Annotated in this window: 16 protein-coding genes; 9 read left to right on the plus strand and 7 right to left on the minus strand. The window is 59.6% G+C overall.

Annotation, left to right across the window (positions count from 1 at the left end; all coding sequences use genetic code 11):
* Positions 1 to 195: 195 nt before the first annotated feature.
* The 3 genes from chvE (at position 196) to mmsB (ending at position 4,131) form a co-directional block, all read left to right on the plus strand.
* Positions 196 to 1,320, plus strand: a complete 1,125-nt coding sequence (gene chvE / locus ACP7B9_RS14805; RefSeq protein ID WP_425864588.1) for a multiple monosaccharide ABC transporter substrate-binding protein — start codon at positions 196 to 198, stop codon at positions 1,318 to 1,320.
* Positions 1,321 to 1,426: 106 nt separating this feature from the next.
* A complete protein-coding gene (gene mmsA / locus ACP7B9_RS14810; protein WP_425864676.1) occupies positions 1,427 to 2,944 on the plus strand; it encodes a multiple monosaccharide ABC transporter ATP-binding protein in 1,518 nt (505 codons plus the stop codon).
* Positions 2,944 to 4,131 carry a multiple monosaccharide ABC transporter permease gene (gene mmsB / locus ACP7B9_RS14815; RefSeq protein WP_425864590.1) on the plus strand — a complete coding sequence of 396 codons (1,188 nt, stop codon included), beginning with the start codon at positions 2,944 to 2,946 and terminating at the stop codon, positions 4,129 to 4,131. The genes mmsA and mmsB overlap by 1 nt, the downstream gene beginning before the upstream one ends.
* An 89-nt stretch (positions 4,132 to 4,220) precedes the next feature.
* On the opposite strand, the gene ACP7B9_RS14820 is transcribed toward mmsB, so the two are convergent.
* The 3 genes from ACP7B9_RS14820 to ACP7B9_RS14830 all read right to left on the minus strand — a co-directional run bounded on the left by ACP7B9_RS14820 (position 4,221) and on the right by ACP7B9_RS14830 (position 7,679).
* Positions 4,221 to 5,252 carry a LacI family DNA-binding transcriptional regulator gene (locus ACP7B9_RS14820; RefSeq protein ID WP_425864591.1) on the minus strand — a complete coding sequence of 344 codons (1,032 nt, stop codon included), beginning with the start codon at positions 5,250 to 5,252 and terminating at the stop codon, positions 4,221 to 4,223.
* Positions 5,253 to 5,364: 112 nt separating this feature from the next.
* Positions 5,365 to 6,426, minus strand: a complete 1,062-nt coding sequence (locus ACP7B9_RS14825; RefSeq protein WP_425864593.1) for a LacI family DNA-binding transcriptional regulator — start codon at positions 6,424 to 6,426, stop codon at positions 5,365 to 5,367.
* A 20-nt stretch (positions 6,427 to 6,446) separates the two neighbouring features.
* Positions 6,447 to 7,679 (minus strand): Gfo/Idh/MocA family protein, encoded by a 1,233-nt coding sequence (locus ACP7B9_RS14830; RefSeq protein ID WP_425864595.1) that lies wholly within the window; start codon positions 7,677 to 7,679, stop codon positions 6,447 to 6,449.
* A gap of 154 nt (positions 7,680 to 7,833) precedes the next feature.
* Here ACP7B9_RS14830 and ACP7B9_RS14835 point away from each other — a divergent pair, with 154 nt between their 5' ends.
* The 5 genes from ACP7B9_RS14835 to ACP7B9_RS14855 all read left to right on the plus strand — a co-directional run bounded on the left by ACP7B9_RS14835 (position 7,834) and on the right by ACP7B9_RS14855 (position 13,647).
* Positions 7,834 to 8,778 (plus strand): carbohydrate ABC transporter permease, encoded by a 945-nt coding sequence (locus ACP7B9_RS14835; protein WP_425864596.1) that lies wholly within the window; start codon positions 7,834 to 7,836, stop codon positions 8,776 to 8,778.
* 12 nt (positions 8,779 to 8,790) lie between these two features.
* Positions 8,791 to 9,693, plus strand: a complete 903-nt coding sequence (locus ACP7B9_RS14840; RefSeq protein ID WP_425864598.1) for a carbohydrate ABC transporter permease — start codon at positions 8,791 to 8,793, stop codon at positions 9,691 to 9,693.
* 74 nt (positions 9,694 to 9,767) lie between these two features.
* Positions 9,768 to 11,102 carry an ABC transporter substrate-binding protein gene (locus ACP7B9_RS14845; RefSeq protein ID WP_425864600.1) on the plus strand — a complete coding sequence of 445 codons (1,335 nt, stop codon included), beginning with the start codon at positions 9,768 to 9,770 and terminating at the stop codon, positions 11,100 to 11,102.
* Positions 11,103 to 11,226: 124 nt separating this feature from the next.
* Positions 11,227 to 13,041 carry a hypothetical protein gene (locus ACP7B9_RS14850; protein ID WP_425864602.1) on the plus strand — a complete coding sequence of 605 codons (1,815 nt, stop codon included), beginning with the start codon at positions 11,227 to 11,229 and terminating at the stop codon, positions 13,039 to 13,041.
* A 42-nt stretch (positions 13,042 to 13,083) separates the two neighbouring features.
* Positions 13,084 to 13,647 carry a hypothetical protein gene (locus ACP7B9_RS14855; protein ID WP_425864604.1) on the plus strand — a complete coding sequence of 188 codons (564 nt, stop codon included), beginning with the start codon at positions 13,084 to 13,086 and terminating at the stop codon, positions 13,645 to 13,647.
* A gap of 114 nt (positions 13,648 to 13,761) precedes the next feature.
* On the opposite strand, the gene ACP7B9_RS14860 is transcribed toward ACP7B9_RS14855, so the two are convergent.
* The 4 genes from ACP7B9_RS14860 to ACP7B9_RS14875 all read right to left on the minus strand — a co-directional run bounded on the left by ACP7B9_RS14860 (position 13,762) and on the right by ACP7B9_RS14875 (position 19,592).
* Positions 13,762 to 15,486, minus strand: coding sequence for an ABC transporter family substrate-binding protein (locus ACP7B9_RS14860; protein WP_425864606.1), 1,725 nt, complete (start codon positions 15,484 to 15,486; stop codon positions 13,762 to 13,764).
* A gap of 83 nt (positions 15,487 to 15,569) precedes the next feature.
* Positions 15,570 to 17,687: a dipeptide ABC transporter ATP-binding protein gene (locus ACP7B9_RS14865; RefSeq protein ID WP_425864608.1), complete on the minus strand. Its 2,118-nt coding sequence runs from the start codon at positions 17,685 to 17,687 to the stop codon at positions 15,570 to 15,572.
* Positions 17,680 to 18,606, minus strand: a complete 927-nt coding sequence (locus ACP7B9_RS14870) for an ABC transporter permease (RefSeq protein WP_425864609.1) — start codon at positions 18,604 to 18,606, stop codon at positions 17,680 to 17,682. Before ACP7B9_RS14870 ends, ACP7B9_RS14865 begins: the two co-directional genes overlap by 8 nt.
* Before the next feature lie 2 nt (positions 18,607 to 18,608).
* Positions 18,609 to 19,592, minus strand: a complete 984-nt coding sequence (locus ACP7B9_RS14875; RefSeq protein ID WP_425864610.1) for an ABC transporter permease — start codon at positions 19,590 to 19,592, stop codon at positions 18,609 to 18,611.
* 540 nt (positions 19,593 to 20,132) lie between these two features.
* Here ACP7B9_RS14875 and ACP7B9_RS14880 point away from each other — a divergent pair.
* Positions 20,133 to 21,944 (plus strand): hypothetical protein, encoded by a 1,812-nt coding sequence (locus ACP7B9_RS14880; RefSeq protein ID WP_425864612.1) that lies wholly within the window; start codon positions 20,133 to 20,135, stop codon positions 21,942 to 21,944.
* The last annotated feature ends 3 nt before the right edge of the window (positions 21,945 to 21,947 follow it).

The following is a 21,947-nucleotide window of genomic DNA, read 5'->3' on the forward strand; positions in this document are numbered from 1 at the left end:
TGGACTCACCGCACAAAACCGTCACTTCAGCGCTGGCGCTTGACAGGGTGGATGTGTCGTGAGTTACACTAATCATGAATGTTAGCGCTAACAATGTCGATCGGCGCGACTTCCCTTGTTGGGACTACACGTCAACAACTCGCTGAACCTACTATCCCGTGGCAATGACGCTCACAGGGCGTAAAGGAACTCACCATGAAATTCAAGAGACTAATCGTTGGTGCCCTGGCACTCGGGCTCACCTTGGGAGCCACAGGTTGTGGCACACGAGGCGGCGCAACTACGGATGCCGACGCAGCTGGCGATAACAGCGGGGCATTGATCGGCATCGCGATGCCGACGAAGACCTCCGAACGCTGGATCAAGGACGGCACCGCCATCCAGGCATCCTTGGAAAAGTTGGGCTACAAGACCACTCTTGAGTATGCCGATGACAAGATTCCGCAGCAGGTGCAGCAGGTCAGCAATATGATCACCAAGGGCGCCAAAGTCCTGATCATTGCCTCCATCGATGGAACCGCGCTGAGCGATCAGCTGGATGACGCCGCCAAGGCTGGCATCAAGGTCATTGCCTATGACCGCCTCATCAACGGCAACGCCAATGTGGACTACTACACAACCTTCGACAACGAAAAGGTTGGCGTAGACCAGGCCGCCTCACTGCTGACCGGCTTGGGTATCCTGGACGAAGCTGGCAAGGACACCGGCAAGACCGGCCCGTTCAACGTTGAACTGTTCGCGGGAAGCCCGGATGACAACAACGCCACGTTCTTCTATGACGGCGCCATGAAGACGCTCAAGAAGTACATCGACAACGGCACGGTGGTAGTCAAGAGCGGCCAGACCGGCTTCACACAGATCGCCACCTTGCGCTGGGACCCGGCTACGGCCCAGAAGCGCATGCAGAACCTCATCGCCAGCACCTACTCTTCCGGTGGCGCCAAGGTTGACGGCATCCTCTCCCCCTACGATGGAATTTCCATCGGCATCATCTCCGCTCTCGAAGCTTCCGGCTACGCCAGCGATGCCCTGCCGGTCATCACCGGCCAGGACGCCGAGGCCGCATCAGTGAAGTCCATCATTGCCGGCCAGCAGTACTCCACGATCTACAAGGACACCCGCAAGCTGGGCGACCAGGCAGTGGCCATGGCCGATGACCTACTCAAGGGCAAAACCCCTGAAGTGAACGACACCACCAGCTACAACAACAAGATCAAGGTTGTTCCGACCTTCTTGCTGCAGCCCGTAGTTGTCACGAAGGCCAACTACTCGAAGGAACTCATCGATAGCGGTTACTACACCGCCGACGAACTCAAGTAATAAGCCCTTTCCGGTTGCGGCGGCATGTGCCGCCGCAACCGGAACGAATGACATTCCCATCACGAACGCGAAATGAAGGTCCATCGTGACATCAACGATCCTTGACATGCGTGCCATCACCAAGACATTTCCAGGGGTCAAGGCCCTTCAGGATGTTTCGCTCGAGGTCAAACGCGGACAAGTACACGCCATCTGTGGCGAAAACGGCGCCGGCAAGTCCACGCTGATGAAGGTACTTTCCGGTGTATATCCGGCAGGAACCTTCGACGGTGAAATCTGGTTTGAGAACAATCTCTGCCAGTTCAAGGACATCAAGTCCTCAGAGGCAGCCGGCATTGTCATCATTCATCAGGAACTGGCACTGAGTCCGTTCCTTTCCATCGCCGAGAACATTTTCTTGGGCAACGAGCTTTCCAAGAATGGCTTCGTTGACTGGAACAAGACCAACTTGGAAGCCTCGAAGCTGTTGGCTCGGGTTGGTCTGAACGATCACCCCACCACCAAGGTTTCCGAGCTCGGAGTTGGCAAGCAGCAGCTCGTGGAAATCGCCAAGGCGCTCTCCAAGCAGGTCAAGCTACTCATTCTGGACGAGCCCACGGCTGCCTTGAATGACAGCGATTCGGAGAATTTGCTGAACCTGATCAAGCATTTGCAGGGCCAGGGCATCACCTCGATCATGATCAGCCACAAGCTCAACGAGATCAAGGCCGTTGCTGACAAGGTGACCATCATTCGAGATGGCCAGACCATTGAAACCTTGGACATGCACGCCGATGACATCTCTGAGGAGCGCATCATCAAGGGCATGGTCGGGCGGGACCTGAACAGCCGCTACCCCGATCACACGCCCACGATCGGTGAGGAACTCCTGCGCATCGAAGACTGGACCGTCCATCACCCGGTGGATCAAAGCCGCCAGGTAGTCAAAGCAGCGAACCTCAAGATTCATGCCGGTGAAATTGTTGGCATCGCCGGACTCATGGGCGCCGGGCGAACCGAGCTGGCCATGAGCGTTTTTGGGCGAACCTACGGAACGAATATCAGCGGAACCGTGTACAAAAACGGTGTCCCCATTGAGACAAAAACGGTCGCCGCAGCTATCAAGCACGGTATCGCCTACGCAACTGAGGACCGTAAGCACTACGGTCTGAATCTTTTGGACAACATCCGGCGCAACATTTCCGGCGCCGCCCTCGCCAAGCTATCCCGCTGGGGTTGGGTGGACCGCCACAAGGAACACGTTGTTGCGGACGGATTCCGTAAGAGCATGAACATCAAGGCACCCGGCGTTGGTTCCATTACCGGAAAGCTCTCCGGCGGAAACCAGCAAAAAGTTGTTCTTTCAAAGTGGATGTTTGCCAACCCCGATGTCCTCATCCTGGATGAGCCCACGCGTGGCATCGATGTTGGTGCCAAATACGAGATCTACGGCATCATCAATCAACTGGCTGATCAAGGTAAAGGCATTCTTGTCATTTCCTCTGAGCTGCCCGAACTGTTAGGTATCTGCGACAGGATTTACACCCTGGCCGAAGGCCGTATCACGGCCGATGTACCCAGAGCCCAAGCAACAGCAGAATACCTAATGCGTTTCATGACCCAAGCAAAGGAGCAGGACATCTGATGACTGCCGTAAATTCCGCCCTTCAATACCTCACCGGACAACTCCGGCAGGTAGGGCTCTTCATCGCGTTGATCGTGATCATCATCTTCTTCCAGATCACCACCAATGGCATCACCCTGGCACCCATCAATGTCTCCAACCTGATCGTTCAAAACAGCTACATCCTCATCCTGGCTGTTGGCATGGTCATGGTCATTATTGCTGGGCATATTGACCTTTCTGTTGGCTCCGTGGTGGCGTTTGTTGGCGCAATGGCCGGCGTCATGATTACCCAGTGGCACATGCCTTGGTGGCTTGCAATCATCGCCTGCCTGGTACTCGGTGGTCTGGTTGGTGCGTGGCAGGGCTTCTGGATTGCATATTTCGGCATACCGTCCTTCATCGTCACCCTTGCTGGCATGCTCACGTTCCGTGGATTGGCGCAGATCGCCCTTCAGAACCAGCAGATTTCACCTTTCCCGGATGAATTCCGGGCTTTGGGCAGCGGATTCCTCCCCGACCTGGGCGGCGGAACTTCATTCCTTGAACCGCTCACTATGGTGCTGGGTGTTCTTGCTGCTGCGGCGTTTGTCATCGCAGGCATCAAGCAGCGTTCAAATCTCAAGAAGTACAACCTAGCTGACGAACCGACAGCCTGGTTTGTCGCGAAATTGGTCTTCACCGCTGGCTTGATCTTGCTCATCGCGTACCTGCTGGCCAGCTACCGTGGCACGCCGATCGTCCTGCTGGTCATGGGCATTCTCATGGTGGGCTACTCGGCCGTCATGGCGAACTCCATCTGGGGCCGTCACATCTATGCCGTTGGCGGTAACGCCCACGCAGCCGAGCTTTCCGGTGTGAACACCAAGCGCGTCACGTTCACCCTGTTCATCAACATGGGTGTCCTGGCCGCCTTGGCTGGACTGGTCTTCACGGCCCAGCTCAACCTCGCCAACCCGAAGGCCGGCGAAGGTTTTGAGCTCGACGCGATCGCAGCCGTCTTCATTGGTGGCGCGGCCGTAACTGGCGGCGTCGGAACGGTGATCGGTGCCATCATTGGTGGCCTGATCATTGGAATCTTGAACAACGGTATGTCCATCATGGGTGTCGGTACCGAGTTCCAGCAGCTCATCAAGGGCTTGGTGCTGCTTGCAGCCGTCGCGTTCGACGTCTTCAACAAGCGTAGGGCCAAGGCAACGCTCAAATAGCTTCACGACGAACAAACAACTGTGTGGCTCCGCTGAAATTGCGGAGCCACACAGTTTTTTTGTTGTCCGGATGCGGCCGTCAGCGCAGGTCAGTGCAGTGGTGGGGCCGTGGATGCGCGGACAATGAGCTCTGGCTCCACAACAGCAGTCTGTGGAGTCGTTGCCGATTCAAGCTGACTCAGCATGACCTCGAGACAGCGGCGCCCCAATTCCTCAAACCCTTGGCGGACCGTTGTCAGCGGCGGAACAAGGTAAGCCCCTTCCGGGAGATCATCGACACCAACCAAGGAAATGTCTTCGGGAACACGGATTCCTTTTTCCGTGAACGCCCGCAGCAATCCCACCGCCATCTGATCGTTCGCCGCAAACACGGCCGACACTGCCGACGATTCCGCATTTTGCGCCAACTCGAGCCCGGCCAGATAGCCCGAGGCTGCGGTCCAGTCCCCCTTGATGAGTGGGCCTTCCTCCAGCCCTGCTTGTTCAAGGACACGTCGCCACCCCGCTACCCGAGCAGCTGCGTCAATCCAGCCATCGGGTCCGGTAACGTGGGCGATCTTGGTGTGGCCAAGATCCACGAGGTGCTGCACGGCCGCGCGGGCGCCTTTCTCCTGATCCACCATGACTCCGCTGAGGCTTCCGTCCGCGGCAGTGCCAATGACAACAACAGGAACCCCAAGGTTCAGCTCTTGGAGCATGGCGGGAATAGCGGCATGGGGCACCTGCACCACGATTCCCTCCACCCCCTGGTCCAGGAATCGTTGAAGAGATTCGGCGATGGCCTCTTGTGAGACTTCCCGGATTCCGGCAATGCTCACAAAATATCCGGCTTCACGGGCGGCTTCCTGGACGGCCAGCAGAATATTGGATGGGCCATATTCATTCATACCGTTCGCCAGAAGGCCGATGATCTGAGACCGTCGCGTCACCAACGCGCGGGCCGCCGTGTTCCTCCGATAGCCCAGCTCGACAATTGCTTGCTGAACCTTTTCCCTGGTTTTCGGGCTGACGCTCGGGCTGTCGTTAAGGACCCGGGACACGGTTTGGTGCGAGACGCCTGCCCGTTGAGCGACGTCCTCCATAACAGGGGCACGGTGTTGCCCGGTTGACGGGGGAAGCATGCATTAAACCCTACGCTGACGAATCAGGGGTGGGCCCGCGACACAACTCCGAAAACAAGATTCGAGCCGGAGGTGGCCGAATGTCTCATTGCGGAGAGAGGCCAAGCTTCTGCTAATGACAACCGCAGGATGTGCGCAGTACCAGCTCGGTGGGGAAGATGTTGGTTTGGGTTTCCTGCCCGGGCTCCGGGGTTAGGAGAGCGTCCAGGGCGGCCTGTGCCAGATTGGTTATGGGCTGGGCGACTGTACTGAGTCGCGGCCAGGTGAATTCAGATTCGGGCGCACCGTCAAAGGAGAACACGGCGAGGTCCTCGGGTAGCCGGAGGCCGGCCTCGTGTAGGGCACAAAGGAGACCCGCGGACTGTTGGTCGGAGCTGACAAAAACGGCTGTGGGCCGCTCGGCGCGAGCCAGTAGCTCTTGTCCTGCGCGGTACCCGCCCTCGCGGGTAAACGGCACTCGAATGATCGGACCCTCTGTAAGGCCAGCATCCTGGATGCCCTGATGCCAGCCGACCTCGCGTGCATCAAGCTCACTGTCGGCATTGCCACCCATGACCAGCCCGATCCGCTCGTGTCCGTGGCCGATGAGGTGCTCGACCGCCATGCGTGCTCCGTCCTGGAATGCCACTCCGACGGAATTGGGGACGGGGTCTCCCACTCCGTGTTTCATGACGGCGGGACTGCCTGCTGTGGCGAGGTCGGTGGCGTGGTTCAGGAGCACAACCGGGATGTCCACTTGTTCAAGGTCCATAAGATCGGGCTCCAACAGCAAGCTGCAGAGGAACACGCCATCCACCCTCCGTGCGGCGAATTTTTTAATGAGGCGGCGCTCTGTGCGGAGCGAGTCCTGGGAGTCCGCCAACAAAAGGGTGTAGCCCCGCTCGGCCGCGGCATTCTCAACGGCGCGGGCGAGCGAGGCGTAGAAAGGATTGATGGCATCGGAGACGATCATAGCGATCATCTCACTGGACCCCAAGGCAAGCGCCCTGGCTGCCGCGTTGGGCCGGTAGCCCAACGCCTTAATTGCCTGCCGCACCTTAGCCTCGGTCCCAGGCGAAACAGCTCTGGGACCCCCGTTGACCACGTAACTGACGACGGCGCTACTGACGCCAGCCAGCCGGGCGACATCATCGCGTGTAACTGTGGATTTGGCGTGTGAGGTGGGGTGCGGCATGGCAACCATGCTAGCGGCTTTTACTTAGCAGACTTGCTAAGTTCCGCGATAGGCAGCTCCGCCGGGGCGTCACCGAAGTCCGGCACCGGAAGGCGTTCGCCGCCACTCAAGGCAGACTGATGGGCGATGATGCCCGGCAAAGTGTACCGGGCCGCTTCCCAAGCATTGATCGGAGGCAGGCTGCCGGTATTGATGGCCGTGACGAAGTCGTCTGCGAGGAAGTGGTGGCTGCCCTCGTGGCCGTTGGGCAGGCCGCGGAACTCCGCCGGCAGGCGATCGGCGTCGTGCACTGACGCCATGCCGGAAACAAAAGCATCACGCAATGCAGGAGCCACGTTGGCCAGCATTGGATCATCCATGTCCATGGTTGCCTGAGTCTCAAGGTCACCACTGATGTCTGTAACGGTTTCCTTGTCCTGCCAGACACTGACAAGCGCCAGCTGCTCCATGCTGGCCTCGGTGCCGAAGTAACGGAACCGGGATTCACGGATGTGGGACGGGTATCCCACGCGTCGCATCTCATTGATTCGCATGGCGCCGCCGTCATTAAGCTCAAACAAGGCCGTGGCGTTGGAGAAATCATTGTCAAACATGCTGACATCACGGTCGAAAACACCGTCCTGGCGCTGATCCCTCACGCCGATGCAACTGACGCTTACAGCGTGGCCACCGGTGGCTCCGAGCACGCCGCCCACGGAATGGGTCGGGTAGAGCATGGGCGGGTAGCTAGCGGTGCTCTTCCAGTTTTCTCCGCCACTGTACTCGTAGGCGTCGTAGAAGCCGAGATCCATGTCGTGGACGTAGTCACCCTCGGCGTAGAAGATCCGGCCAAAGGCGCCTTCGGCCTGTTTTTTGCGGGCAAAGACGGTAGCGGGGTTGTAGTAGCTGGTTTCACCCATCATGTATGTCAGGCCAGTCTCGCGGACAGCCTCGATAATTTCTGCGATCTCCGCCTCCGAGATTGCCATGGGGACTGCCGAGTAAACATGCTTACCTGCGCGCAGTGCCTGTACTACCAAGGGCCCGTGGGTCCAGCGCTGGGTGAAGATTGCCACGGCATCGACGTCGCTTTCCAGCATTGCCTCAAAGCTTTCGAAAGTCCCTGTGGCGCCGTAGGTACTGGCTTGCTCCTCGGCGCGCTCCTTAATGAGATCGGTGAAGTAGATGTCCGAGATTCCGGGGTGTGCAGCGAAGAGTTTGGCGAAAACGCCTGCGAACTGTCCTGCACCAACGATTCCAATTGATTTTGTCATGGGAACAGCATGCATCAAAAATCTACGCGCGTCAACTGTATTTTCCGAATCAATTTAAAGTCCCCTAGATTTCGAACCATGGGTTGCTTTAATCAGAACTACGCGCGTAGAGTCACTGCAGCTTGTTACCTACCTCACAGGAGAGGGATTAGACATGAGTACCGCTACCAAAACCGCAATAACCCCCGCGATCAATAAACGGCCGCGTCCAACAGCCGGCCATCGGATGGCCAAACTGCGCGATATGAAGGTCGCATTGTTGTTCATCCTCCCGGCAATGATCGGACTGGTTGGTTTTACGCTGGTCCCCACCGTCCGCGGCATCTACTTGAGCTTCACCGAGTACAGCATCCTCGGGGAGCCCACTTGGATCGGCATCGATAACTACACGGCGATCTTCAAAGATGAGCTCTTCTGGAACGCCATGAAGGTGACCCTCCAGTACGTGGGAATCAATATCGTCTTCCAGATACTCATCGCTCTGGGTTTGGCCCTTCTGATGCATCACGTAGCAAAATCCGCGCTCATCCGAGGCGCGTTACTACTCCCGTTCCTCGTGGCCAACGTCGTTGTTGCGCTGCTGTGGTTCTGGCTCCTGGACTACCAGATCGGCATCGTCAACGAATTCATCAGCTGGATGGGGTTCCCCCGAATTGCCTTCTTCGGAAGCGAACAATGGGCCATCCCCACCATCGCCTTCGTCAACGTCTGGCGCCACATGGGCTACACGGCCCTGCTCATCTTTGCGGGCCTTCAGTCCATCCCCCGTCAAGTTTACGAAGTAGCCTCCCTAGACGGGGCATCCCCCGCCCGAACATTTCGGAGCATCACTTTGCCGCTCCTACGCCCCATCCTGGCGCTGGTCATGATAGTTACCGTCATCGGATCTTTCCAGGTCTTCGACACCGTTGCCGTAACTACCCAGGGCGGTCCGATCAACGCCACCCGCGTCATCCAGATGTACATCTACCAAAAAGCCTTCGCCGAATCAGACTTCGGCTACGCCTCGGCCCTGTCAGTGGTTCTCTTTGCCATCCTCGCATTCGTGGCCTTCATTCAGATGAAGTTCTTCAAGGGCAACCAATCGGATCTGGACTAAGGAACTTTTACCATGACCACTCAAATACGCTCCACCCGCCAACCTCTCAACTGGCGCCGAATCGGCGCGTGGATCCTCGTCGCCCTGGCACTCATCATCACCATCTTCCCGTTCCTCTGGATGATCCGCACGGCTCTATCCAGCAACCACTCACTCGCCTCCAACTCCACGAATCTTCTGCCGGCCGATTTCTCATGGGGCGCCTTCAAGCGTGTCTTTGGATTGCAAAGCACAGAAGAGGCCATGGCCGAAGGTGGGTCCGGGGCGCACATTGACTTCTGGCTGTACCTGCGCAATTCGATATTCTTTGCCACCATCACCACCTCAGCTCAGGTCCTATCCAGCGCACTGGCCGCCTACGCCTTCGCCCGGCTCCGCTGGCCCGGGCGTGACAAGGTCTTCGCCGTATTCTTAGCCACCATGATGATCCCAGGGATCTTCACCGCCCTGCCCAACTTCCTCATGATCAAGAACCTGGGCCTGCTGAACACCTTCGCCGGCATGATTCTCCCCTTCTTGTTCATGTCAGCGTTTGCCATCTTCTTCCTGCGACAGTTCTTCCTGAGCATGTCCAGGGAGGTCGAGGAGGCTGCCATGCTCGACGGCGCCAAGCACCTGCGCATCTTCTTCCAGATCGTGCTGCCCAACTCGGCCGCACCCGTCGCGACCCTCTTGCTGCTGACATTTATTGGCCAATGGAACGAATACTTCTGGCCATTGCTGGTAGCCAACGACGACAACCTCCGCGTCCTCACCGTGGGCCTCGGCGTCTTCAAATCCCAAGCCCCACAGGGTGCCCCCGATTGGTCCGGGCTTATGGCTGCCACCCTCGTGGCGGCAGTTCCAATCCTCATCCTCTTCATCGCCCTCGGAAAAAAAGTAGTCAACTCCATCGGATTCTCCGGCATCAAATAGGCAACTCGCACCAACCGCCACCACCCGCCACACCACTCACCGGGCAACGTCACGCCCACATCGAAAGGTCAACCATGAAAAAAATCCTTACCGGCGTCGCTGCGGCCGCCGCCATCGCTCTCTCCCTAACCGCCTGCGGAGGCGGCTCATCGGCTTCCGCCGATGGAGAAATCAACTACTGGCTGTGGGACGCCAACCAGCTGCCCGCCTACCAGCAGTGCGCAACCGATTTCACCAAGGCCAACCCGGACATCAAGGTCAAGATCACCCAGCGCGGCTACGGTGACTACTGGACCACACTGACCAACGGATTCGTGGCCGGAAACGCCCCTGACGTCTTCACCAACCACCTCACCAAGTTCCCGGAACTCCTCAAGACCAAGCAGCTTTTGTCACTCGACGATGCACTCAAGGACAGTCCCGTTGACCTCTCGGCCTACAACGAAGGCCTTGCCGATCTCTGGGTAGGCCAAGACGGCAAGCGCTACGGGCTGCCGAAAGACTGGGACACGGTAGCCGTCTTCTACAACAAGACCATGACCGCCGACGCCGGGATCGGCGACGATCAAATGGCTAACCTTAGCTGGAACCTCGAAGACGGCGGCAGCTACGAGAAGACCATCGCCCACCTGACAGTGGACAAAAACGGCAAGCGCGGCGATGAGCCCGGCTTCGACAAGAACAACGTCGCTGTCTACGGCATGGGCCTCAACGGCTCGGGTGCCGGCATGGGTCAGACCGAGTGGAGCTACCTCACCGGAACCACCGGCTGGAGCCACACGGATAAGAACCCGTGGGGCAGCCACTTCAACTACGACGATCCCAAATTCCAGCAGACCATCGCTTGGTACGCCGGTCTGGTCAACAAGGGCTATATGCCTAAGTTGGAGACCACTGTCGGGGCAAGCACGGCCGAAATCTTCGCCGCCGGAAAATCAGCCATCAATGTCAACGGCTCCTGGACCATTGGCCAGTACACCACCAGTAAGGGGGTCGATGTGGGCATCGCCCCCACCCCCACCGGCGAGGATGGCAAGAGGTCTTCCATGCTCAACGGTCTGGCGGATTCCATTTGGGCGGGCACCAAGAAGCCTGCTGCCGCCGCGAAGTTTGTTGAATACCTTGGATCCGCAGCCTGCCAGGACGTCGTCGGCGCTAAGGCCGTGGTCTTTCCAGCCGTCAAAACCTCAGCAGACAAGGCAACCGCAGCATTCAAATCCGAAGGCGTCGACGTCAGCGCCTTCACCACGCACGTCAAGAACGGCACAACGTTCCTCTTCCCCATCACCGAGAACGCAGCTAAGGTCGACGGCATTATGAGCCCCGCCATGGATGCAGTCGTCGCTGGCAAAAAGGACGCGAGCAGCCTCACGCTGGCCAACGAACAAGTCAACGCCCTCTTCAAGTAACGCCACCTGATGCCACGGCGGGACGGGCCCTTCCGGTTCCGTCCCGCCGTGGCATCAACGATTCCCCCTCAGGACCACCCAGACACCGAGTACGGAACTCACAATTCAACCAACGGAGGCCCCCTTGACCTTGGATCCACACAAGAACAGCACGCACTTATTCTCAGCCGCAGGGATGGACATCTCGATCGATTCTGCGCGTCAGATCCTCACCCTAGCCACCCCCGACGGCGCATCCCTCGCGCGCCTTCGCCTGCTTTCCAGCATCAATACGACCGCCGGCACCGATGAAATCCGGGTTACCGACGTCGATGTCCAAACCACCGACGGCAACTTCACCCGGCTCGGAATCACGGCGGAAAGCTCAATATGGCAGCACCACCGCACCCAGTTGAGCGTTGAAGGCGACGCCCTCGAACTCACCACCACGGTCCAGGGCGCAGGCCGAATCACCTCCATCCAACAGCTCGGAGCCCACGTGGCCGGCGCCGGATTACTGCCCAGCGACCTGCTGCACAACTCCGTCTTCTCCCCCAACCCGGACAGGCCATGGCAGATCCTCCGCCCCGCCGGGGAATCCGCCGCCCTAGGCGTAGTCGGGGACGGTGGCCAGCCCGGCGTCGGACGGTGGCTTTTCACCCCGCCCCCACTGTGTCTAGCCCTATCCTCAGCTACACCAGAAACTTCCCCAGAAGCTACGGGCCGTTGTCTGATGATCGGTGTAGCGGCCAAGCGACGCCCCTTCACCCAGCTCACCTACGACGCCGTCACTCCAGGCTTCTCCCTCCGCTACGACTACGACGGACACACCTCTGTCGAGGGCCAATTCAGCACCCCCACACTCCTGCTGTTCCTCGCCGATAACCCCTACGACGGGCTCAAACGCTACCGCGAACTGCTCGACTCGCGCGGACTGCTGCCTGCCCGCACCCAGGCTCCGCCCTCACCAGCGTGGCTCGAACCAATGTTCTGCGGCTGGGGCGCCCAAAACGTCGACGCGATGGCCTCCATCGGCGGCCCGGGCCCGGCAGTCAATCGGGCACGCCAGGGCGAATACGACGGCTATCTCAACACGCTCGAAACGCACGGAATCGTGCCCGGAACCATCGTCATTGATGACAAATGGCAGCAGGCCTATGCCACATGCCAGCCGGACACAGGGAAATGGCCGGACTTGGCCGGTTGGATCCGGAAACGGCAGGATGCCGGCCAGCGAGTCCTGCTTTGGTACAAGGCCTGGGACACGGAGGGCGCGCCACCGGAGGCATGCGTGCTTGACCACACGGGCCATCCCGTGGCCTTGGACCCGGAGTCACCGGCCGGACGCAAGATAATCCAGCAAGCCGCACGAACCATGATCGGCGAGCTCGGTGCCGACGGAATCAAAATAGACTTCACTGCCTCCACACCTGCAGGATCCGCACTAACCCACGCCGGGCCGTCATGGGGCATAGACCTGCTCCACGAACTGCTCGCTGTCCTCTACAAAGCCATCAAGGACATCAATCCCGATGCCCTCGTAGTCACCCACACACCAGACCCCGGTTTTCAAGACGTCACCGATATGCTCCGCCTCAACGACGTGCTCATGCTCGACCAGCCAGGCGGCCACACCGAGCCACTCAACACCACCCCTGGCACCGGAGTAGTCGACACCATGACCCACCGAGCGCTGGTTGCCAAGGCGGCCTGCCCGGAACTACCCATCGACACCGACGGCTGGGCCCTGCCCAGCCAAGCCGCCTACCAGAGCTGGACCTCGACGCAAGCCAGCTTCGGGGTTCCCAGCCTCTATTACACCGACCGTCTCGATGTAATGGACCCCGGCGAACAACCCATCCCGCCGTCGTCACTGCAGGCAACTGCCGAGCACTGGTCAGCGTACCGAGCCAGGCTGGCCGTCCACACCAATTCGCATGGCACACCCATAGGCAGTTAAGTCCCCTTCGGCAGGGTAAATCTCTGGCATTCTTGAACCACCATGGAAACAGTCCCGAATACCCCACGCACCAGATCCGTTCATTCCACACCCACCCGGATTCTGGCCGCTGTAGCCTGGCTGTTTTGCGCCGCGTTTGCCGTGAATCTGATGCTGACGGGCACGCCCGGATCTATCTGGAAGTTTCTGCCCTGGCTGCTCTTCATCGCCTGGGGAATCTATGCATTGCTGTGGCGCCCGTGCCTCTTGATTCGCATGGACGGCATCTTCATCCGAAATATCTTGCGGGACCATGAGATCCCCTTCGCCGAGCTCAAGGCCATGCGCGTCATCCAGAACGTCAGCTTCGACACCACGGCGGGCAGCATCCCCAGCTGGGGCGCACCCGGCGCCGGCAAATTAGGGCCGAAGATATCGTTCGGTCCCGGCGCCATGGCCGCATTGCCACCAACCCAAGCCGCCGTTCAAACCGCCTGGGATTCTTGGGAGCACAGCCTCGATGCCCAGCCAGAGCAACAGGCGAAGGTGGCGAGCAGCTGGAACCTGCCGTCCGGCGTCGTCGGTGTCCTTTTGCTGGTGCTGTGCATCGCCAGCGCGCTGAGCTAGGTCTCGACAAGCTCGACCAACGGGACAAGGCCGATCAACGGGGCAGGCTCGATCAACGGGAAAAGGCTCGGCCCGCTCATAACGAGCGGGCCGAGCCTTTTTGGATGGAGCGGGTTAGGACTTGAAGCCCACTGCGGTCCAGTCGACTGACTGGAACTGTGCGGCACCGTAGTTGACCAGGCCGTTCGTTACACCAAAGGTGTTCGGAGTGGGGGTCAGCGGAATGACGGGGGTGTAGGCGAAGATGGCCTTGTCGATTTCGTTGGCCAGCGCAATGCGCTTTTCGGGATCGAGTTCAGCGTTGGCCGCAGCCCACAGGTCACCGAGCTTGTCGTCGGTAATTCCAGTGAAGTTCTGTCCGGCATCAGCCGGGTAGAAGATCGACTCCGTGGAGGCTACCGGGTACGGGGTCCCGGACCAGGCGAAGCCGGTCATGTCGAAGTTGGACTTGAGAACGTAGTCGGAGAAGAACTTGTCCTCGGGTACGGTTTCGTTCTTCAGGGTAATGCCGACAACTTTCAGGTTGGCCTGGATCTGCTTGAAGATCTGCTCTGACACTGGGTTGTTGGCATCGAGGGTGTACGTCAATTCGAGCTTGGCGCCATCCTTTTCGTAGGTACCGTCGGCAGCCTTGGTGTATCCGGCTTCCTTCAGCAATTCCTCGGACTTGGCCGTGTCATAACCGATGACGGACGTGGCATTGTCTGCATAACCCTTCTGACCGGGCATGTAGATGTAGCTGTTCTGGCTGGATACCGGGGCGCCGATGGGGCTCAGGCGGCTGGCGGAAATGGTGTCTCGGTCAATGGCTCGGGCCACGGCCTGACGTACCTTTACATCGGCAAGCGGGCCCTTGGAACCGTTCAACGTAACGTGGTTCCACGTGAGGCCACCGGACTGCTGGACGGTTCCATCAGTGCGCTTCTTGGCGGTGTCGTAGTTGTTCTTATTGGTGCCGATCCGGAACGCGTCGAGTTCCTTGTTGGCGTAGGCCTGAGCCAGACCATCACGGGAGACAACCTTCATGATGATCTTTTCGAGCTTGGGCTTTTCGCCCCACCACTTGTCATTCGGGGTCAGGGTGACAACCTGGCCGGCCGTGTCAACGTTAGAGACCTTGAACGGTCCGCTGGAGGGAAGCGGCTTGGACTTGTAACCCTCATTGAAGGCCGTCACATCGGCGGCCACGGCCTCGGGCAGGACTGCGGCTGTGGCTCGGCTAGCCGTGCTGCTGCCGAGGATCGAGGACCAGTCTGCATTCTTGTTCTTGAACGTGATCTTGAAGTCGAAGTCGGTGTCACCCTTGGTGACCGATTCGATGTCCTTGAAGACGTTGTCACCAACAATCTGGTAATCCGCGTTGCTGCCATCATTCGCTTTGAAGGTAGCGGCGTAGTCCTTATAGGTGATGGGCGTACCATCCTCCCAAACAGCCTTGGGGTTCAGCTTGACGTCAACCACCTGTGGATCTTCGCTAGTGAGCTTCACCTCTGTGGCGTAGTCAGGGTTGACCTCCCAGCCGCCGTCGATCGTTGTCCGGACCGGACCGCCAAGGGTGGGGTCCATAATCTCGGCGCCAGCGGTGACGTTGCCATCGACCTGCAGGGTGTTCCAGTTGTCCGGCAACTGGTCAATGGCCAGCGTCAGGGTGCCGCCATCCTTAACGTCGGCATAATCTGCAACGGTCCAAGCGGTTGTAGGCAGGGCGGCCGTGTCGGACGCACCCTTGCTGCTGTCAACGGTGGCTTTGTTGCCGCCGCCACCACCGGCGCTGCAGCCGGTGACTGTGAGGGCAAGAGCCAGAACTCCGGCTCCCACCATCTTGTTGATGTGTTTCATTTCATTCCTCCCATTGAATGTTCCCGGCGGATCATTGGTGCTGTTCCGGCGGGTTGGTGGTTGCGATGAGTTACTTTCGCTGCTTACGCAGGGGTCATGAGGTCTATGCGTTCGGCGTGATGGCAGGCTACTTCGCTGCCGTTGACGGAACGTTCTTCGGGGTCCTGATTCCGGCAGCGCTCCTGGCCAGCCTCATCCATAAGCCGGTACAGGGGACAACGGGTGCGGAAGTTGCATCCCGTGATGTCCTCGGTGGGGCTAGGCAGGTCGCCATCCAAAATGATGCGCGTGCGGCTGCGCTCCACGGCAGGATCCGGAACAGGCACGGCGGAAAGCAGCGCCCGTGTGTAGGGATGCTGCGGGTTGTCGAAAATCTGCTCCGCCGGGCCGCTTTCCACGATCCGGCCCAGATACATGACGGCCACGTCGTCGGCAATCTGCCGCACCACGGCCAAGTCATGAGCCACGAACAAATAGGACAGCCCCAGTTTTTCCTGCAGGTCCTGCAGCAGGTTGATGACACCTGCCTGAATGGAAACATCCAGGGCCGAAACCGGCTCGTCCAGCACCACGATCTTGGGGTCAGTCACGAGGGCCCGGGCAATGCCGATGCGCTGCCGCTGGCCGCCGGAGAATTCATGGGGATACCGCGATGCCATGGACGGGTCCAGGCCCACGAGCTCCAGAACATCCGCAACTTTTTTCAGCCGATCCTTCGCCGAAACTCCGTGGACCGTGAGCGGCTCGCCCACAATGTCTTGCACCGGAAGCCGCGGATCCAGGGATGCCATGGGGTCCTGGAACACCACTTGGATGTCCTGACGCAGTGCACGCCGTTCCTTGGCCGTGAGGGTTGCCACGTCCCGGCCGTTGATGATGACCTTGCCGGCCTGCGGCTTGGCCAGCTCCAGAATTTCCATGATGGTGGTGGACTTGCCGCAGCCGGATTCGCCCACCAAACCGAGGGTCTGGCCGGCCTTGATCTCGAAGCTGACACCGTCAACGGCACGCACCGTGCCGATGGTGTGCTTGAAAATGGAACCCTTGGACAGCGGGAAATGCCGCTTAAGCGAGGAAACTTCCATGACGTTTTCCGGCGCAACGTTGGCACGTTCGGCAGCGGCTACGGGTGCTGGTATGGGGTAGATTTCCCCACGTTTGAGCTTTTCACTGGCAATCTCGGCTACCCGCAGACACGCCGAGGCATTGAGCGGGTCATCGTTGATCATGGTCAGCGGCGGCTCGGAGGTGAGGCAGGCGTCAATCGCAACGGGGCACCGTGGTGCGAACGGGCAACCGGGTGCAAGATTGCTCAGTTGCGGCGGACGTCCTTCGAGCGGCACCAGCCGGGTATGTCCGGCCGTGGCAAGATTCGGCATTGAGCGCAACAGGCCAATGGTGTACGGCATGGATGGTGCGCGGAACACCTGGTCCACGGTGCCGGTTTCCACAATCCGTCCCGCGTACATGACCGCCAACCTGTCGGCATTGCCGGCCACGACACCTAAATCGTGGGTAATTAGCACCACCGCGGCACCCGTCAATTCCTTCGCCTTTTGCAAGACCTCGAGGATTTGCGCCTGGATGGTGACGTCCAGCGCCGTCGTGGGTTCATCGGCGATGATCAGGCGAGGGTTGTTGGCGATGGCAATGGCGATCATGGCGCGCTGGCGCATGCCGCCGGAGAATTCGTGCGGGAAGGCCTGGGCGCGGCGCTCCGCGTTGGGGATGCCCACAATCTTGAGCAATTCCACGGCGCGGGCGTTGGCTGCAAGCTTTGACAGCTTGCTGTCATGGAGCAGGAGAGCCTCGGCGATCTGCGTACCGATCGTGTACACGGGGGTCAGCGCCGAGAGCGGGTCCTGGAAGATGATGGATATACCCTCGCCACGCAGCTTGGATAGTTCCTTGTCGCTACGGCCCAGCAGGGACTTTCCCTCGAAGAGGATGTCCCCGGTGACCTTCGCCGAGGAGGGCAGCAGCCCCATGACGGCCAGCGATGAGACCGATTTTCCGGAACCGCTCTCCCCCACGATGCCAAGGAACTCGCCCTTGTCCACGTGATAATTGACGCCGCGAACGGCCGTAACCGCACCACCGGGCTGGGGGAACGTGACACTGAGATCGCGCACCTCCAGCAGGTGATTGGACTGCGTTGTGCCGCGGGGCGCGGTTGAAGAATTAGTAAGAATGTCAGTCACGGTTGACTCCGGAGGTAGGGTCGACGGCGTCGCGCAAGGCATCGCCGACAAGGCTGGCCGAGAGCACCGTAAATACGAGAATGGCCGCGGGGAAGACGAACAACCACGGGCGCGTTGCGGCGGCACCTTGACCGGCAGAGAGCAGGGTTCCCAAAGAGACATCAGGTGCCTGAATTCCGAAGCCAAAGAAACTCAGAGTGGTCTCGCTCAAGATGGCTCCGCCAACACCCAATGTTGCGTCGATGATCAGTAGTGAAGATACGTTCGGTAGTACGTGGCGCCGGATGATCGTCCAAGTATCAACACCCATGAATCGGGCCGCCTTGATGAAATCGCGTTCGCGCAGGGACTTGGTCTGCGCCCGGATCACGCGGGCCATGATCATCCAGCCGAAGCCTGACAGGAGGAAGATTAGCGCAACCCAGGACAGCGACTTGAAGATGGGGCTGAGCAGGATGAACAGGAACAGGCTCGGCAGAACCAGCAGGAGATCGATGACCCAGACGATTGCCCTATCCCACCAGCCACCGAGGTACCCGGCGATGGCGCCGACGATGCCGGCAATGATGGCAGCCAGCGGTCCCACCAAGAGTCCAATGATCAGCGACTTGCGCAGGCCAACAATGGTTTGGGCGTAAATGTCCTCGCCGATGTCGCTGGTACCAAACCAATGGAGCGCCGACGGGCTGACGCCCATGTTGTTGACATCAAGGTCCGTGTAGTTCCAGGCATTGGGAACGAGGCCAAAGATGGCCCACAAAGTGATGAGGCCCAGGCCAATGATGCCAACCCAAAAGCGCGGCGTACTTCTCAGCCGGGACAAGACCAGACGGAAGCGCGACACCGGTTTCCTGGACTGAATAATCTCGGGGCTAGCGGCGGCAACGTCGGGGACGGAAACTTCTTCAAGCATCGACATGGCTACACCCTCACTCTCGGGTCAAGGGCGGCGTACACAACATCGGCCAAGGTTCCGGCGATCAGAATCAAGATGGCGTTGAACAGGATGGCGCCGGTGAAGGCATTGATGTCGCTCTGTGAAATGGCCTGCACCAGCATCTCGCCCATGCCATGCCAGCTGAACACGAGCTCGGTGACGGCGGCACCGGCCAGGACGGTGGCGAAGGAGTACGCAAAGTAAGTGGACATGGGGATCAGTGCCACCCGGACTCCGTGGCGGACAAGTGCGGACCCGCGGGTACGCCCCTTGGAACGAGCTGTTCGAATGTAATCGGCCGAAAGAACGTCAAGCATTGCGCTGCGCTGGTATCTGGAATAGCCAGCGGCTCCCATGAGGGCCAAGGAGATCGTAGGAAGCAGGAGGTGCGCGGCGCGGTCCCAGAAGTGAACCCACCAGCCGCCATCTAGCCCTGCGGTGTATTCACCTGTGAAGCTGATCAGCTGGATGCCCAAGACATTGTTGAACGAGGTGGCCACGATCATCAACAGGATGCCGATGACGAACGACGGCATGGCCAGGACCGTGAACGATGCGTAGGAAATGACCTGGTCGCTGGCCTTGTACTGCCGTACAGCTCCCCACACACCAAGGATCACACCGACGAGCGCGGCGATGATGGTGCCCAGAATGAGCAGTCGGAGGCTGGTTCCTGCGCGTGCAGTCATCTCGCTGATGACGCTGGTGTTGTGGATGGTGTCGCCGAGGGAACCGTGCGTTACCAGATTCACGATCCATGCCCAGAGCCGCTCAATGACGGGGGTATTGGGGTTGACGCCCAAGCCGTCCATGATCGCATTGATGGTCTCATCGGAGGGGCGCGGATTACGGCCGAGGTACCTGCTGGCCGGGTTCAGGATGAGACTGGCTAAAACGTATGCACTCAGGGTCGCGATGGCCGAGAGGATCGCGTAATTGATAAACCGCTTTGCGATGAAGCCGATCATGGGATCAGCCTCCGCAATACAGCAGTGGGAGCATCGCAGTCTTGATGCGCCCTCCGCCGCGTGGGTGAGTGCAGTGGCATTAAGTCATCCTTCAAGCTGGCCCGCTGCGGTGACCATGGGTGACGGCCGGGCCTCAACGAGGGTTGTTCGTTTTCTTGGCGCTGCAGGGAATGTTGCCCCCGTCACACACTGTCAGGCAAATGTACCGCAGCTCACACGGCGAAATGCCGATCAAAAAGTGACCCCTAGCCAAAAGGACTACTCGTCGGTAACTCGTTAATATGTCCGTAACGACAAATCTGCAGGAATCCGGGGAAGTTATCTATATCACAGTGACCAAACCGTGACCCAAGCGTTATGCGCTTAATGCGCGTGCCGTTGCTCGCGTCACCGAGCACCCGAGGTTCAACTCAGGGCCCGGGCCAATAATGTCGCCGTCCGCGGCGGCGTAACCAAACAAAATTTGACAGGTCCCATCCCCACCAGCGTTGTAAGGTAGGTCACTAGCACCCTCCGACAAGGCTGACGGAAAGGAACCCCATGCCTGCGCAGAAAAACAGGAACAGGTTCCACCAGCCCGAAGAAGTTCCGTTACCTCCTGTCGTCACCGAAGTTCACCATCTGGGCGGCAGTGCCCTTGCCCGGCACTTGGTGGATCCACACCGGAGCCACACGGCCGTGGTTATCTCTTACAAAATTGGGGAACTCGTTCGCATCGATGCCGAGGCGGTGGCCTCTCAGGTAGGGCCCGAGACTGAGGTTTTTGAGATCGCCAACGGCTTTGAAACGCGTCAGTTGCAACGCGGCCTGCCCGAAGAACTTCACATCTTTGGCGCCGGAGCACGCGTCTATCCGCACGGACCCCTTTGGGCGGCCAAGACGCCACAGCCACACCTGATCCGCCGCGCCTCCGAGCTAACCTCCCTGTATCGGGACCTCGAGAACGAGGTGTTGGCAGCGGTGCCCATTGAGCCGTCTGTGCCTCTCACCACGGCACAGTTGCCGGTGATTACCGAGGCAGTAGTCCAGGGGTTCGCGGGCACCGACAGGGCCATGGCCACGATCTCGGCCGGTGGCGAAAATGCCCTCATCCGCGGCGAGGACCTCCTGCCGGGGATCCCGCTCGACTGGCTCATCAGCAAGGGCCAAACCTTGACCGGATCCCTCGATCCGAGCACAAACATCCTGGATATCAAGCAACTCCTGCTCCCCCGCGCTTCCCCCGTCACCGTATACAAGCACGGCAATGTGGCGCTGGCCCGCGTCAAGTCGGTCTGCCCCACCCACGCCACGGTTTACCTGTGGCCCAACAGTGATTTCCGCATCGGCGTGGAACGGATTTCCTCCAACGATCTGGATTCCGCCGAGGACCTCCTGACCGAGGGCGAGGTTGTCCGCGTCCGGGTCCTCTACGAGCATGGCGCCGTGCGGTTGTCCATGCTGGACGTGGACGACGACGAACCCGCCGTCCCAGCCCCACCTCTCCTCCGCGGTGGGCCGCCATGGCTCGAAAGCCACAGGCCTTATGCGAGCTTGTTCACCGCCGAGATCTCTGTTGTGCCCGCCGCCCTGGGCGTTTCCGATGCCAGCAGCGAGAGCGAGCCATCCGGCGTCGTACATGAAAAAGCGGAAGCTCTGCCCACTTCCGCCGAGCGGCGCACGGCCCTGCAAAGCACCCAAATGCAGTTGGAAACGGCCCGGCGAACCATCGACGAGCTGATGGCAGCGGCCAAAAAGCAAGGCGCAACGGATCAGGTGGCGCGGGCGTTGCAGGACCAGTTGGAGGGTGAGCGCCGGGCGGCTGCGGACTTGGCGCGGGAGCGGAATGCGGCCATCCATCAGATTGATGCGCTCAAGGGTGAGTTGGCCAAGGCCAAGGCTTCCCTGGTCCAGTCGCGGCAAAAACGGCGATCGGCGAGTTCCCGGACAGAAAACTCCCCGGAAACGTTGTTCCTGGAACCGGCTGAGCAGTTCAACTTTGACTTGCAGAATGCCTGGGCGCAGGTTGTTACGGCGGCTGACAAGGCCGCCCATCCTCTTGGAAAATACAGCTGCAGCCCGCAATTTCTGGCGTCGTGGGCTCAGCTGACTGAGCAGCAACGAGGGAAAACGCTCCGGGCAGTTGTGGATCTGGTGGCCGATCGAAAGGGGCCGCTGCGCAAACGCGAACCTCACCTACTCAGGGTCAACGAGGGCGCCCATGCCGGTGTCACACTGCGCGGCGACGATGTGTGCTGGCGCCTCTACGTTGAACAAGGGACGGCGGCGGCGCTGCGGCTGCACTATTGGAAACTGGCTTCGGGCGGTCTCGAACTGCATGAGGTGGTCCCGCACGACGTGGTGAAACCATAGACT

Source organism: Arthrobacter sp. TWP1-1 (assembly GCF_049897845.1).
Classification (GTDB): Bacteria; Actinomycetota; Actinomycetes; order Actinomycetales; family Micrococcaceae; genus Specibacter.